This is a genomic window from Jiella pacifica, assembly GCF_010500815.1.
Classification (GTDB): domain Bacteria; phylum Pseudomonadota; class Alphaproteobacteria; order Rhizobiales; family Rhizobiaceae; genus Jiella; species Jiella pacifica.
The window spans coordinates 47,602-62,089 of sequence record NZ_JAAAMG010000001.1; the positions used below are offsets into that span (position 1 = coordinate 47,602).

At 67.1% G+C, this 14,488-nt stretch carries 14 protein-coding genes; 3 read left to right on the forward strand and 11 right to left on the reverse strand.

All coding sequences use genetic code 11. The features are described from left to right. Window positions 1–29: 29 nt before the first annotated feature. Complete coding sequence (gene rnhB, locus GTK09_RS00210) at window positions 30–614, reverse strand: ribonuclease HII (protein ID WP_246217646.1); 585 nt, start codon at window positions 612–614, stop codon at window positions 30–32. A 387-nt stretch (window positions 615–1,001) separates the two neighbouring features. Then, complete coding sequence (locus GTK09_RS00215) at window positions 1,002–2,159, reverse strand: PA0069 family radical SAM protein (protein ID WP_163460483.1); 1,158 nt, start codon at window positions 2,157–2,159, stop codon at window positions 1,002–1,004. A 124-nt stretch (window positions 2,160–2,283) separates the two neighbouring features. On the opposite strand from GTK09_RS00215, the gene GTK09_RS00220 reads away from it, so the two are divergent. Further along, window positions 2,284–2,817 (forward strand): glycosyltransferase family protein, encoded by a 534-nt coding sequence (locus GTK09_RS00220; RefSeq protein ID WP_163460484.1) that lies wholly within the window; start codon window positions 2,284–2,286, stop codon window positions 2,815–2,817. 33 nt (window positions 2,818–2,850) lie between these two features. Here GTK09_RS00220 and GTK09_RS00225 read toward each other — a convergent pair whose 3' ends face one another. Continuing rightward, entirely contained in the window at window positions 2,851–3,384 is a 534-nt protein-coding gene (locus GTK09_RS00225) for a TetR/AcrR family transcriptional regulator (protein WP_163460485.1), read from the reverse strand. 68 nt (window positions 3,385–3,452) lie between these two features. On the opposite strand from GTK09_RS00225, the gene GTK09_RS00230 reads away from it, so the two are divergent. Further along, complete coding sequence (locus GTK09_RS00230) at window positions 3,453–4,532, forward strand: zinc-binding dehydrogenase (RefSeq protein ID WP_163460486.1); 1,080 nt, start codon at window positions 3,453–3,455, stop codon at window positions 4,530–4,532. Window positions 4,533–4,645: 113 nt separating this feature from the next. Here GTK09_RS00230 and rpsA read toward each other — a convergent pair whose 3' ends face one another. From rpsA to aroA, 3 genes are all read right to left on the reverse strand, one after another. Continuing rightward, window positions 4,646–6,349, reverse strand: coding sequence for a 30S ribosomal protein S1 (gene rpsA / locus GTK09_RS00235; RefSeq protein WP_163460487.1), 1,704 nt, complete (start codon window positions 6,347–6,349; stop codon window positions 4,646–4,648). Between the two features lie 294 nt (window positions 6,350–6,643). Next, window positions 6,644–7,297, reverse strand: a complete 654-nt coding sequence (gene cmk / locus GTK09_RS00240) for a (d)CMP kinase (RefSeq protein WP_163460488.1) — start codon at window positions 7,295–7,297, stop codon at window positions 6,644–6,646. A 171-nt stretch (window positions 7,298–7,468) separates the two neighbouring features. Then, the gene (gene aroA / locus GTK09_RS00245; RefSeq protein WP_163460489.1) at window positions 7,469–8,827 is read right to left on the reverse strand and encodes a 3-phosphoshikimate 1-carboxyvinyltransferase; all 1,359 of its coding nucleotides are present in this window, start codon (window positions 8,825–8,827) and stop codon (window positions 7,469–7,471) included. Window positions 8,828–9,137: 310 nt separating this feature from the next. On the opposite strand from aroA, the gene GTK09_RS00250 reads away from it, so the two are divergent. After that, window positions 9,138–9,509 carry a TIGR02300 family protein gene (locus GTK09_RS00250; RefSeq protein WP_163460490.1) on the forward strand — a complete coding sequence of 124 codons (372 nt, stop codon included), beginning with the start codon at window positions 9,138–9,140 and terminating at the stop codon, window positions 9,507–9,509. A 430-nt stretch (window positions 9,510–9,939) separates the two neighbouring features. On the opposite strand, the gene GTK09_RS00255 is transcribed toward GTK09_RS00250, so the two are convergent. From GTK09_RS00255 to GTK09_RS00275, 5 genes are all read right to left on the reverse strand, one after another. Continuing rightward, window positions 9,940–10,221, reverse strand: coding sequence for an HPr family phosphocarrier protein (locus GTK09_RS00255; RefSeq protein ID WP_163460930.1), 282 nt, complete (start codon window positions 10,219–10,221; stop codon window positions 9,940–9,942). A gap of 127 nt (window positions 10,222–10,348) precedes the next feature. After that, window positions 10,349–10,750: a PTS sugar transporter subunit IIA gene (locus GTK09_RS00260; protein ID WP_163460491.1), complete on the reverse strand. Its 402-nt coding sequence runs from the start codon at window positions 10,748–10,750 to the stop codon at window positions 10,349–10,351. Window positions 10,751–11,018: 268 nt separating this feature from the next. Further along, on the reverse strand, window positions 11,019–11,471 hold the full coding sequence (locus GTK09_RS00265) for an HPr kinase/phosphorylase (RefSeq protein WP_163460492.1): 453 nt from the start codon (window positions 11,469–11,471) through the stop codon (window positions 11,019–11,021). Further along, a complete protein-coding gene (locus GTK09_RS00270; RefSeq protein ID WP_163460493.1) occupies window positions 11,468–13,288 on the reverse strand; it encodes a sensor histidine kinase in 1,821 nt (606 codons plus the stop codon). Before GTK09_RS00270 ends, GTK09_RS00265 begins: the two co-directional genes overlap by 4 nt. Before the next feature lie 191 nt (window positions 13,289–13,479). Then, window positions 13,480–14,187 carry a response regulator transcription factor gene (locus GTK09_RS00275; protein ID WP_163460494.1) on the reverse strand — a complete coding sequence of 236 codons (708 nt, stop codon included), beginning with the start codon at window positions 14,185–14,187 and terminating at the stop codon, window positions 13,480–13,482. Between the last annotated feature and the right edge of the window lie 301 nt (window positions 14,188–14,488).

The following is a 14,488-nucleotide window of genomic DNA, read 5'->3' on the forward strand; positions in this document are numbered from 1 at the left end:
CCTCACGATACGAACGGTTGGCCCAGGCTTTATAGCAGGAGCAAGCGGTCCTTCAGCGGGCTGAACGTCATGCGGTGCAGCGGCGAGGGGCCATGGGCCTCGATGGCGGCGAGATGGGCTGCCGTGCCGTAGCCCATGTGCCTAGAAAAGCCGTAGCCGGGAAATGCCAGGCAGGCCCGACGCATCATCCGGTCGCGCATCACCTTGGCGACGATCGAGGCGGCGGCGATCGACAGGGACGCCGCGTCGCCGCCAATCACGGCGGAGGCCTGGCAGGCGCAGCCGGGCGGGACGTCGCGACCGTCGACGAGGACGTATTGCGGCGCAATGCCGAGGGCGGCGATCGCCCGGCGCATGGCGATCAGCGTCGCGCCACGAATGTTGAAGCGGTCGATCTCGCCGGCACTGGCGCATGCCGAGGCGACCGTCGCCTTCGCCACGATCTCGACGAACAGCTCTTCCCGGCGCTCGGCGGTCAGCGCCTTCGAATCGTCGAGGCCGTCCGGGATGTCGTCGGGGTCTAGGATGACGGCGGCTGCCGTCACCGGGCCGGCGAGCGGCCCGCGCCCCGCCTCGTCGACGCCGGCGACGAAGCGCATCCCAAGCGAGATCAGCTGGCGCTCGCGGGAAAAGTCCGGACCGGAACGCGCTGGTGCACGGGTCCCGCCGGCTTTCGGCTTGGCCGGTGCCTTCGCAGTCTTGGAGCTGGCTGCGCCGGATTTCGCGGCGGCAGGCTTGGCGGCGGCTCGCTTCGGCACGCGGGGTCGGCCCGTCGTCTGCGAGGCGTCCCCATCGTCGGTGAGTGCAGGAGAATCGGAGGAATGCGCGGTCATCGTGCGGCGGAGACTCGCGCATCCTCCGATCCCATGCAAGGTCCACCTTTGCCCGCCGGACGCCTCAGGGGAAGCGCCGGGCTCGCGTGGACCCGTCCGGCGGCAAGAGCGCCACCGGTCCGTCGGCAGGGGTGATGCGGCAACCCCGCCGACATGACTTGCCGCGTTCTACAGCAGGGCGAGCTGGACGCCGGCGCTCTTCGGCGGCGTGAAGAGGTCGGTCCTCAGCTGGAGCCGATTGGCGTTCAGATCGAGCCTGCGGGCGGCCATCTCGAAGCGGCGGCGGATCTGGAAGGCGTAAGGCCCGGAGCCGCGCATCCGCTTGCCCCATTCGGCGTCGTAGTCCTTGCCGTCGCGCATCGAGCGCAGCAGCGACAGGACGTGCCGGTAGCGGTTCGGATAGTGCCGCAGCAGCCAGTCCTTGAACAACGGCGCCACCTCCAGCGGCAGGCGGAGCAGCACGTAGCCGGCCTCCTTCGCGCCCGCCGTCACGCCGGCCTCGAGCAGCCGCTCGATCTCGGAATCGTTGAGGCCGGGGATGATCGGCGCCGTCATGATCATCGCCGGAATGCCGGCCTCGGTCAGGGCCTTGATGGCTTCCAGGCGCCGCGCCGGCGTCGCCGCCCGCGGCTCCATCGCTCGCGCCAGCGTCCTGTCGAGGGTGGTGACCGACAGCGCCACCTTGGCGAGGCCCTTCGCCGCCATGCGCGAGAGAATGTCGATGTCGCGCGTGACGAGCGCCGACTTCGTGACGATCCCGACCGGATGGTTCGCCGCCTCCAGCACTTCGAGGATCTCGCGCATGATGCGCCGGTCCTTCTCGATCGGCTGATAGGGATCGGTGTTGGTGCCGATGGCGATCGATTTCACCTCGTAGCCGGGCTTTGCCAGCTCGCGCTCCAGAAGTTCCGCGGCGTTCGGCTTGGCGAACAGCTTGGTCTCGAAGTCGAGGCCTGGCGACATGCCCATGTAAGCGTGGGTCGGCCGGGCGAAGCAGTAGACGCAGCCATGCTCGCAGCCGCGATAGGGATTGATCGAGCGGTCGAAGGAGATGTCCGGCGACGAATTGCGGGTGATGATCGTCTTCGGCTTCTCGACCTGCACCTCGGTCTTCAGCGCCGGCAGGCTGTCGAGCGTGTCCCAGCCGTCGTCGAAGCTCGACCGGGCAAAGGGTTCGTAGCGCCCGGACGGATTGACCCCGGCTCCACGCCCGCGCCTGCGATCGGCCGGAAGCCTGAGATTGGCGCCGTCGACGAGATGATTGGCGACTTCGACGCCATTTGCGCCGGCGAAAGCTGCGCGGTCGGCCGCGATGATCTGCTGCATGTCTCCGCCTCCTGGGATGGGCCTCGGATACCGTGAACAAACAGCTAACGCCAAAGCGGGAACAATACAAGAACAAAATGCGATCGGGGTTGGCGCGCCCTCGTGTTTGCGGCTATGCGGGGGGATGCTGAGTGTTTTCATCGACTGCGGGCCGGACGACCACAAGCTGGCGTCCACACTCGGAAGCCTCGTGCCGGGAGCGGTGGAGGGGATCGTCCGGGAGGTCGTTCTGGTCGACCGGGGCATGGGGGCGGATGCGCGCAAGGTCGCCGACCATACCGGCTGCCGCGTCATCGCGCGCGCGGCGCTGCGCGATGCGATCCGGGCCGCCAAGGGCGATTGGCTCCTGTTCGTCGAGCCCGGCGCGCGGCTCGTCCCCGGCTGGATCGCCGCGGTGGTCGAGCATGTCGAGCGGGTCCAGGAGGGTCGTGCGAAGATGCCGTCCGCCCGCTTTCGCCGGGCGGCGATCGACCGGCCGCGCTTCCTCCAGCGCATCCGCGAGATCAGGACGGCGATCGCGGAGGGGTTCGTGGTCAGGAAGGAGCAGGCGATCGGCTTGGCGGGGCAGGGCGTCTCGGTGCCGACGCTGGAGGGCATGGCGAAGGGTGTCGCCGTGACGCGGCTCGACGCGGAGATCCGGCCGGCGCATCGCGGGTGAACTGCCGTCCGGCCCCGCGTGGCGCCGGATTGCTCAGCTTTTCGGTTCGCAGGCCACGAGGCAGCCGGCCAGCCGCTTGGCGGCCCGCAGCGCGTCTTCGCCGTTCAGCGCCCAGCTTTGGGTGAGCCCTTCGAGGATCAGCGTCAGCTCGGCTTCGTTTCCCGACAGACCGACCGCGGCCGCCATGCGCCGGGCGATCTCTCCCTTATGTCGTTCCAGAAGCTCGCGAAGTGCGTCGCTCTCTGGCATGGCCGCAACGGCGCCGTGGAAGAGGCAGCCATGGCCCGCTTCTTCCCGCATCCAGCCCGCGACCCGCTCCAGAACAGCGTCGAGCGCCTCCTTCGGATCTGCGGGCAACCCGTCGAGGAGGCGTTCCACATAGCGGCCGTGGCGATGCTCCAGCGCGCCGAGGATCATCGCGTCGCGGGACGGGTAATATTTGTAGAGGGTGCGCAGGCTGACGCCGGCCGCCGCGCGCAACTCGTCGACGCCCGGCTTGGCGAAGCCCTGGCGCACGAAGGTCTGCTCCAGGCCGGTGACGATCGCAGTTTTGGTCGAATCGCTCATGGTTGACGAAGTAGAACGTTTGCTCTACCTGTTCAAGTAGAACGAACGTTTTACCAAGGAGCAAGACGATGAGCGCACAGGCTGAAACGATGAGCGGCGTGGTTCTCACCGGCCATGGAGGATTGGACCGTCTCGAATGGCGCGACGACCTGCAGAGACCGAGGCCCGGCAAAGGTCAGGTTCTGATCCGGGTGCTGGCCTCGGCCGTCAACAACACCGACGTCAACACCCGGATCGGCTGGTACTCCAAGGCGGTGCGCGGCGACACCCAGGCGGCGGTCGCGTCGGCCGGCGAGGATGCGGCTGCGAGCGGCAGTTGGACCGGCGCGCCGCTCGGCTTCCCGCTCGTCCAGGGTGCCGATTGCTGCGGCGAGGTCGTCGGGGTGGGCGACGGGGTCGATCAGGGCCGCGTCGGCGAGCGCGTCCTCGTGCGGGCGCTGCAGTCCGTCGCCGGCGAAGACGGCCGCCACCGCACCGTCACCTTCGGCTCCGAACATGACGGTGCCTTCGCGGAGTTCACCCTCGCGACATCGAGCGATGCGGTCGCCGTTTCCTCGGACCTGTCGGATGTCGAACTGGCGAGCTTCCCCTGCGCCTTCTCGACGGCGGAGGGAATGGTCCAGCGGGCACGGCTCGGCGCCGAGCGTGTCCTGGTGACCGGAGCCTCGGGCGGTGTCGGCTCGGCCGCGATCCAGCTCGCCAAGCGGCGCGGCGCCAATGTCACGGCGCTGACCAGCGCGGCCAAGGCGGAGGAACTGCGCCGGATCGGGGCGGACGACATCCTCGTGCGCGACGAGGCCTTCCCGGAGGATGCCTTCGACGTGGTGCTCGATCTCGTCGGCGGGCCGCGCTGGCCGGAGCTTCTCGGTGCCTTGCGTCCCTTCGGCCGCTACGTCGCCTCCGGAGCGATCGCCGGCCCGATCGTCGAGCTCGACCTTCGCACTCTCTATCTGAAGGACCTGTCGCTGCTCGGCAGCACCCACCAGCCGGAGAACGTCTTCACCGACCTCGTCCACTACATCGAGGCGGGCGAGATCCGGCCGCTGCTGGCGACGAGCTATCCGCTGCGCCAGATCCGTGAGGCGCAGACGGCCTTCATGGAGAAGGGGTACGTCGGCAAGATCGGCCTCACCGTCGCCGACGGGTAGGAGCCGGCACGCCTTTGCCGTCACGACGAAAAAGCCCGCGGCGATCGCTCGCCGCGGGCTTTTCACATTCGATTGGCTGCCGGCGGAGCGATGCCCGCCGGCGAACCGATATCCTACTCGTCGTCGCCGCGGTTCTTCAGAGCCGCGCCGAGAATGTCGCCGAGCGAAGCGCCGGAGTCCTGCGACCCGTACTGCTGCACGGCTTCCTTCTCTTCGGCGATCTGCAGCGCCTTGATCGACACGCCGACCTTGCGGGCCTTCTTGTCGAACTGGGTGACGCGGGCATCGACCTTCTGACCGACCTGGAAGCGCTCGGGGCGCTGCTCGTCGCGGTCGCGGGCAAGGTCGGAGCGGCGGACGAAGGCGGTGAAGTCGGTATCGACGATCTTCACTTCCAGGCCGCCGTCCTTGATCTCCGTGACCTCGCAGGTGACCACCGAGCCGCGGCGCATTTCGCCGGCCTCGGCCGCATCGACGAACGAATCGCCGGCAACCTGCTTCATGCCGAGGGAGATACGCTCCTTGTCGACATCGACGTCGAGGACCTGGGCCTTGACCATGTCGCCCTTGTTGAACTCCTCGATGACCTGCTCGCCCGGACGGTTCCAGTCGAGGTCGGAGAGGTGGACCATGCCGTCCACGTCGCCTTCCAGGCCGATGAACAGGCCGAACTCGGTCTTGTTCTTGACCTCGCCCTCGACCTGGGTGCCGATCGGGAACTTGTCGCGGAAGGCTTCCCAGGGGTTCTGCAGGGTCTGCTTGAGGCCGAGCGAGATGCGGCGCTTGTTCGGGTCGACCTCGAGAACCACGACCTCGACCTCCTGGGAGGTGGCGAGGATCTTGCCCGGATGAACGTTCTTCTTCGTCCAGGACATTTCCGAAACGTGGATGAGGCCCTCGATGCCAGGCTCCAGCTCGACGAAGGCGCCGTAGTCGGTGATGTTGGTGACGCGGCCGGTGACCTTGACGCCCATCGGATACTTGACGCCGATGCCGTCCCAGGGATCCGCCTCGAGCTGCTTCATGCCGAGCGAGATACGGTGGGTTTCCTGGTTGATCCGGATGATCTGGACCTTCACCGTCTGGCCGATCTGCAGGATCTCGGTCGGATGGTTGACGCGGCGCCAGGCCATGTCGGTGACGTGCAGGAGACCGTCGATGCCGCCGAGGTCGACGAAGGCGCCGTAGTCGGTGATGTTCTTGACGATACCCTCGACGACCTGACCCTCTTCGAGGTTCTGGACGATCTCGGAGCGCTGCTCGGCGCGGCTCTCTTCGAGGACGGTGCGGCGCGAAACGACGATGTTGCCGCGGCGCTTGTCCATCTTGAGGATCTGGAAGGGCTGCGGCGTGTTCATCAGCGGGGTGACGTCGCGGATCGGCCGGATGTCGACCTGCGAACGCGGCAGGAAGGCGACGGCGCCGTCGAGATCGACGGTGAAGCCACCCTTGACCTGGTTGAAGATCTGACCTTCGACCTTCTCGCCGGCTTCGAACTGCTTCTCGAGCTTGACCCAGCTCTCTTCACGGCGCGCCTTGTCGCGCGACAGCACGGCTTCGCCCAGCGCGTTCTCGATGCGCTCGACATAGATCTCGACGATGTCGCCGATCTTCAGCTCGCCGTCCTTGCCCTTGGCGCCGAATTCCTTCAGCGGCACACGGCCTTCGACCTTCAGGCCGGCATCGATGACGGCCATGTCCTTTTCGATCGCGACGACGGTGCCCTTGACCACCATGCCTTCGGCAACGTCCTGCTCGTGAAATGAGGCTTCGAGCAGCGAAGCGAAGTCTTCGCGCGAGGGGTTGAGGTTAGACATTCTTTCTCCTTGGGGACCCTTTCCGCCTGTCAGTGTGGTGAAAAGGGCATGCGCCTCGGGGTGTCCGCCCCGCGCGGGTTCATCGTTGACGGGTCGTCCGTTCCAGGCTCGCGGTTTCGACGACCGATCGTCTGAAACCCCCAGGGTGGCCCGACCGCGATTGGCGGTGGGCGCAATGCTGGCCGGCGCTCGAAAAGCCTGGACCGGACGAATTTTATCAGCTTGGCCGCGTCGGGCGGAACACGCCGCCCTTCATAGCCGAAAAGGGCACGCCTCCCTTAGGGATGCGGCCCCTCAATGCTGGTCCAGCGCCGCCAATGCGCGATCGACGACTTCGCAGGCGGCACGGAATGCGCCATCTATATCCAACTGGCTGGTATCCAGCAAGTGGGCGTCCTCCGCCGGCCTGAGCGGCGCGACGTCGCGGCCGGAGTCGCGCTCGTCGCGGGCCCGGACCTCGGCGAGGATGCGCTCGTAGTCGACGTCGTCGCGCCCGTGGGCGAGCAGTTCGTCGGTGCGGCGGCGGGCCCGGACTTCCGCCGAGGCGGTGACGAAGATCTTCACCCTGGCCTCAGGACAGATGACCGTGCCGATGTCCCGCCCGTCGAGAACGGCGCCTTCGGGTCGGGCCGCGAAGCCGCGCTGGAAAGCGACGAGGGCCTCGCGCACCGGTCCATGCACGGCGACGCGGGATGCGAGTTCGCCGGCCTCGTGACCCCGCAGCGTCGGATCGTCGAGATGGGAGACGTCGAGCTGGCGGGCGAACATGCCGGCCGCATCCGCATCGTCCGGATCGGCGCCGGCATTGGCGATCTGGCGGCCGACCGCCCGGTAGATCAGGCCGGTGTCGAGATAGGGCAGGCGGTAACGCTCCGCGACGCGCTTTGCCAGCGTTCCCTTGCCGGCTGCGGCCGGCCCGTCGATGGCGATGGTCAGCGGCGGGTTCATGACACGGGCTCTACGGTTTTTTCCTGTGGCTGTTCAAGCCGGAAATTGCCCAACGCGTTGCGGTTGAGAAGGACGACGGTGGGGATGCTGCCCGCACCATAAGGCAAGCAGAGCGAAAACAGAATGAGCGGACGACATCCGATCCACGCCTGACCCGAAACCGCGAAGACCTCAGTTCCGCGATCCCGGCTCCAATGCAGCGCCCAACCCCGCCATCATCGCGACGAATTCCGGAAAACTCGTGGCGATCATGCGGACGTCGTCGATGGTGACCGGCGCCTCGCTCGCCATGCCGAGAACGAGGAAACTCATGGCGATTCTGTGGTCGAGATGGGTATCGACCCGCCCGCCGCCAAGCCCCTTGCCGTCCGGTCTGCCGGTGACGGACAGGCTGTCTTTCCCTTCGACATGGGAAATTCCATTTGCTTCCAAACCCTTGGCGACAGCCGACAGGCGGTCGCTTTCCTTGACGCGAAGCTCGTCGAGGCCCTGCATCAGCGTCGTCCCGTCGGCGAAGGCGGCGGCGATGGCCAGCACCGGATATTCGTCGATCATCGAGGGCGCGCGCTCGGGCGGTACGGCGACGCCTTTCAGCTGCGAGTGGCGCACGTGCAAATCGGCGACGTCCTCGCCGCCTTCGTTGCGGCGGTCGGCGATTTCGATCGAAGCGCCCATTTCGAGCAGCGTCTCGATGAGGCCGGTGCGCGTCGGGTTCATCAGGACGTTCTCGATGACGACGTCGGAGCCCGGCGTGATCAGCGCCGCGACCAGCGGGAAGGCGGCGGAGGAGGGATCGCCGGGCACCGTCAGATCGCCGGCGGCGCTGAGCGGGCCCTGACCTTCCAGCGCGATGTGCCGCGCACCCTCCGCGTCGACGGTGACGTCGAGCTTCGCACCGAAGCCGAGAAGCATCTTCTCGGTATGATCGCGCGTCGCCACCGGCTCGATCACCGTCGTCACGCCCGGTGCGTTGAGGCCGGCGAGGAGAACCGCGGATTTCACCTGCGCCGAGGCCATCGGCACCCGGTAGGAGATCGGCGCGGCGACCCGCGGCCCGTGGATCGACAGAGGCAGCCGATCGCCGGAGCGGGCAACCACCTGCACTCCCATCAGCCGCAAGGGATCGAGCACGCGGCCCATCGGCCGCCGCGACAGGGAGGCATCGCCGACGAAGGTGGCGGCGAAATCATAGGAGCCGACGAGGCCCATGGTGAGCCTCACGCCGGTTCCGGCATTGCCGAAGTCGATGACGCCGTCGGGCTCGAGGAGGGCGCCGTTGCCGACGCCGTCGACGATCCAGACGTCGCCGTCCTTCTTCATCCGCGCGCCCATCGCGGCCATCGCGCGGCCCGTCGCCAGGACGTCCTCGCCTTCGAGCAGCCCGCTGATCCGGGTCGTGCCGGCGGCGAGCCCACCGAAGAGGAACGCCCGGTGGGAGATCGACTTGTCGCCCGGGACGCGGACCCGGCCGGTCAGCGCTCCGGCCCGCCGCGAGGCGAGGGGGCGAAACGCCTGATCGATTGGTTGCATGGTCTTCACTCCCTCGCGACGGCGCGGCCCGGGGGCGCTCGTCGAGCCTTGTCGGGGAGCGCGGACGCGGCCCCGATGATCGGGCCCTTTCTGTCGTTCCAATCGGCCTTTGACAAGGGCTGGACGAGGCCGTATGGACCAGCCGATTTTGCCGGACCAAGGCCTGGCGCGGCGAGCGGGGGACATTTCCGCTCGAAACCCGCGATCACCGGCACGAGAGCCTTGGCGAAAGTTGCGCTGGCCGGCGATCGAGGGCACCCGTCGCCGCGTTCGGCATCAAGGAAATTCAGACAAGAATGACGAGGCAGTAATGGTGAAGCCCGAACTCGGTACCAAGCGGATCGACCCCGAAACCGGACGCAAATTCTACGATCTCAACAAGGACCCGATCGTGTCGCCCTTCACGGGGAAGTCGTACCCCCGCTCCTACTTCGAGGGGGACAAGGCGCCCGAGCCGGAAGAGGTCGAGGAGCCCGAGACGGTCGAGGTCGAGGCGACGCCGGACACGGTCTCGCTGCAGGACGTCGCGGAGGAAGAGAGCGATTCCGATGCGGACGGACTGCCGGACGTCGATGACGATTCCGACGATGCCGATGACGACGACACCTTCCTCGAGGACGAGGAAGACGACGACGACGTCTCGGACATCATCGGCGGCGGCCGCGAAGACGACGAGGACTGAGACCGTACGACCCATCCGGATCGACGGGCGGGTCGTTCGGCAGGGTCTCCGGCGAGCGAGCGGTCTTGAAAGTGAGGAGCCGGTGGAGCCTGAGGGCCCGCCGGCTTTCTTGCGTCCGCGTTGTGGCGAGTCCCCCGAACGCGTGTCGTCGGGCGTAGGCTTCGAGGGGACGGGCGATGACGCTCCGCCCCTGGTGCCGACGGCCGAGGCGATGAGGGGTACAGGGGGGCGCCCGCCGTCGAACACGATCGCGGTCGCTGGTACGAAGTCCGAATGTCCCGTCGGGACGTCGGACTTCCAATCCGCTCATTCGCCGCGCGGGCTTGGATTCACCTTCCGATCCGATCGATCAGACAGCGCATGAGGCCAAGGCCGAGGGGCGAGGAGATTTGCGGGAGGGAGCCGAGAGCCGATTTCGTGCGCCGGAGAATCAGCCGTCCTCGCCGAAGCGGTTGGCCACCAGTTCCTGCAGTGCGTCGAGCACGGCATGCGCCTCGGGGCCGCTCGCGCTGACGTCGATCGTCGTTCCCTGGCTGGCGGCGAGCATCAACAGGCCCATGATCGACAGGCCGCCGACGCTCATGCCGTCGCGAGTGATCGTCACTTCGGCGTCGAAATTCTCGACCGTCTCGACGAAGCGAGCGGAGGCCCGCGCATGCAGGCCCCGCTTGTTGACGATCGCGAAGGTGCGGCTCGCCTCTCCGCCCTGCAACGCTGCTTCGCCCTCGTTCGAGGCCTGTCCGGTCGGCTCGCGCCCGGACGACGACGCTGAACCACAGGGTGGCGTCTCGGATCGGCCTTCGCTGCCGCTCTTGTGCTCGGTGTTTCGCACGGTTCGTCTAGTTCCCGCTGAGCACTCGGCTGGCGACGTTGATGTACTTCCGGCCGGCCTCCTGGGCGGCGAGAAGCGCTTCGGCCATCGGCTTTTCCTCGCGCACGCTGGCGAGCTTGATCAGCATCGGCAGATTGACGCCGGCGAGGACGTCGATCCGGCTGCCTTCCATCACCGAGATCGCGAGATTGGACGGCGTACCCCCGAACATGTCGGTGAGGATGATGACGCCCGAGCCACGGTCGGCCCGCGCCACCGCCTCGACGATGTCGATCCGCCGCTGCTCCATATCGTCCTCGGGACCGATCGATATCGTCTCGAACGCATCCTGCGGCCCGACGACGTGCTCGACCGCGTTGAGGAACTCATCGGCCAGCCGGCCGTGGGTGACGAGGACCAGTCCGATCATCGAGGCGCTGCCTCGCAAATCCGTTTTCGACTGGAACTTGCCATGCACGATTTCTCCGTTACCCGATGGTGATCTCGAAAGCCGGTCCGGCAGCTTCGCCGCGCGGAACTTTCCCGCGCAGACAGCTCCGCACTCGAAACGAAGTGCCACGCACTGCGCCGATCGATCGGCATCTTGGCAGCCTTGTCCGAATGCGCAAGCGAAATGATCGCCGGTTAGGCTCGTCTGATGCTTTTGCGAGCATCGGGGATGGCGCCTGTTGCAAGGTTCAATCAGGCAGTCGCCCCGAAATCGCAAGCGTGGTCAGAATGTCGGTGGAAAGTGCGGCTTCTCGCCGCGGCAGGCTGAGCAACGGCACGACGTGGCCGAGGATTTCGGCCGTGCGCGTCGGCGGATGACGGATCATCGCCTCGGGCGGGACGAGATCGACGACCAGCCAGAGCGGAGCACTTTGCCGGAAGGGCTCGCGGACGATGCCGATACCGGCGATCTCGAGAAGACCTGCGAGTTTGCCGGGCGCCGACAGTTTGATCGTCCCGTCCGACGCCTCGGCGATCACCCGGTCGTCGGCGACGAGTTCGGCTTCGACGCCGGCGGCGGGTCCGCGCCGCAACAGCGCCAGGGCGAGAGCCGACTTGCCGCTGCCTGCCGGACCGCGGATCAGGATGCCGCGGCCCCGAAGGGCGACGGCGCAGGCGTGCAGGTTGGCCGCCGCGGTCATCCGGCCGGCAGCGAGACGACGAAACGGGCGCCGCGAATCCTGCCGGGCGCCGCCGGATCGACGATGTTCTCCGCCCGCAGCGTTCCCTCATGAGCTTCGACGATCTGACGCGAGATCGACAGGCCGAGACCGGAGTTCTGGCCGAAGGCCTCGCCGGCGGGGCGATCGGTGTAGAAGCGCTCGAAAATGCGGTCGATGTCCTCGGCCTGGATGCCGGGGCCGTTGTCTTCGATGGCGACGACGACCCGCGGGCCGCGGCGGCGGATCGAAACGTCGATGCGGCCGCCGTCTGCCGGCACGAAGGAGCGGGCATTCTCGATCAGATTGGTGAACACCTGGCTCAGCCGCAGGTCGTGCCCCGACACCACGTAACCCTGCCTCTGGGCGGGAGGAAGCTTTTGGGCCTCGAAGTTGATCGTCAGCTTGCGCCCCATGGTCGTGTGGCCCCGCGCGCCGTCGACGACGGAGCGCAGCAGTGCGGCGAGATCGACCTTGTCGGCAACATTCCGCGCCAGTTCCGCGTCGAGGCGCGAGGCGTCCGAAATGTCGGTGATCAGGCGATCGAGGCGTCGGACGTCGTGCTGGATGATCTCCATCAGCCGGGTTTTCGAGGTCTCGTTCTTGGCGAGCGGCAGCGTCTCGACGGCACTGCGCAGCGAGGTGAGGGGGTTCTTCAGTTCGTGGCTGACGTCGGCGGCGAAGGATTCGATCGCGTCGATCCGGGCGTAGAGGGAGCGGGTCATCTGGCCGAGAGCCCGGGCGAGATTGCCGATCTCGTCGGTGCGGTCGCCGAAATCGGGAATCGCCGCCCGGTCCTTCACGCCCCGGCGCACCCTGATGGCGGCGGCGGACAGCCGGCGGAGCGGCGTGGCGATGGTCGAGGCGAGCAGCGTCGACAAGACGATGACGACGAGGGCCGCGACGCCGAAGACACGCACGATCGCCATGCGCTCGGCCTGGACGATCTTGTCGATGTCGCCGCCCTGGGTGGAAAGCAGCAGCACGCCGAGAACGGCGCGAAAACGCTGGATGGGAACTGCGACGGAGACGATCAGCTCGCCGTTCTCCGTCGCCCGCACGACGGTGGCCGGGCCGCCGGTCAGGGCGTTCATCACCTCGGGATAGGAGGTGCCCGAGCCGCCGGGCGCCTCGTGATAGATCGGCAGGTCGCTGCCGGTGAAGATGCTGCGAAGGTAGTCGAGGAAGCGGCCGGCGGGATCGGGCTCGTCCTGAGAGACCGGTGGCAGGTCGTAACGCAGGATCTGGCCGCGGGAATAGAGATGGCGGGAATCGAGGATCAGATTGGCGTCCCGGTCGTAGAGGCGCGCCCGGGTGCGGGTTGGCGAAATCAGCCGCCGGAGGAGCGGCGCGACCCGTTCCGGATTGATCGGAAAGTCCAGGCTGTCGGTCGCCTCCGCCGAGGGTGCCAGCGTGTCTCCGGCCTGAAGCTCGAGCAGCTTTTCCGGATCGAGGGTGATCGAATTGGTCTCGACCGTCGCCGAGGAGGCGATTGCGGCGGCGATGATCTCGCCCTGTGTCAGGAGACTTTCGACCCGGGCGTCGATCAGGCCGGCGCGGAACTGGTTCAGATAGAGGATGCCGGTGACGAGGACGATCAGCGCCACGAGGTTGAGAAAGACGATCCGCCGGGTCAGCGACGAGAAGATCGAATGGCCGAGCAGCCACCGCACGCGATAGAGCACACGGCGAATGAACGGCAGCCGGCGCAGCCGCTTGCGCAACGCCGCGTCGCGGCGCAGGCGCCGGTCACCCGCTTCGTGATCCTGCTTCTCTTCGCCTTCCAATACCGAAACCATGGACCTTCATGTCTCGCGCCAGGGGATCTCGGAGCGCATCCGGTGTCGCCGGAGGGCACCCGTTCGGCGCGTTCAGCCGGAGCTTTCGTGCCGCCGCCGCTGGTGGTTCCCGCGGCTGCCGGCTTCGTTCGCCACCGAGCCCCGGCTGTCTGCGGCACGGCGCAGCCGGGACCTGTCGTGGATGCGAACGGCTACGCCTCGCGGAAGCGGTAGCCCACCCCATAGAGCGTTTCGATCATGTCGAAGTCGTCGTCGATCGCCTTGAACTTCTTGCGCAGCCGCTTGATGTGGCTGTCGATGGTGCGGTCGTCGACATAGACCTGCTCGTCATAGGCGGCGTCCATCAGGGCGTCGCGGCTCTTCACCACGCCCGGACGCATCGCCAGCGAGTGCAGGATGAGAAACTCCGTGACCGTCAGGGTCACGGGCTTGGCCTTCCAGGTGCAGGTGTGGCGCTCCTGGTCCATCACCAGCTGGCCGCGTTCCAGGGAGGATTCCGGCGTCGCCGTCGTGCCCGGCTTGGCGGTGACGTCGCGTGGGGCGCCGCGCCTCAGGATCGCCCGCACGCGTTCGACCAGGAGCCTTTGGGAGAAGGGTTTGCGGATATAGTCGTCCGCGCCCATCTTCAGCCCGAACAGCTCGTCGATCTCCTCGTCCTTGGACGTGAGGAAGATTACCGGCAGGTCGGACTTCTGCCGCAGCCGGCGCAAAAGCTCCATTCCGTCCATGCGGGGCATCTTGATATCGAAGATGGCGAGATGCGGCGGGCTCGACTGCAGACCTTCCAGCGCCGAAGCACCGTCGGTATAGGTCTCGACCCGGTAACCCTCGTTCTCCAAAGCAATCGAGACGGACGTCAGAATGTTTCGGTCGTCGTCCACGAGGGCGATTGTCGGCATTTCAAACTTCTCCAGTCTTCAGATCCGGCTGCGGACCGCAACAGGTGTCGCGCGGCGAGCGCCGCCGGATCAGGCGTGGCGGCGGCCCGACGGTCTGGCGCCGCAGGTGTGCCTGCTCCCGCCTGTGTCGAGCCATGCCAACGCATGAGATGAGCCCCTTACTTGACATCAATCCGCATAAAAATGTGGCAGACAGCGAAATCGGCAACATAGCCCCGATGTCATGGCCTCGATGCGTCTGCCGAGGAGGCTCGGGCCGGCTCGTCTTCAAGCTCCGGCCGCGCCGTCTCGGCATATCGAT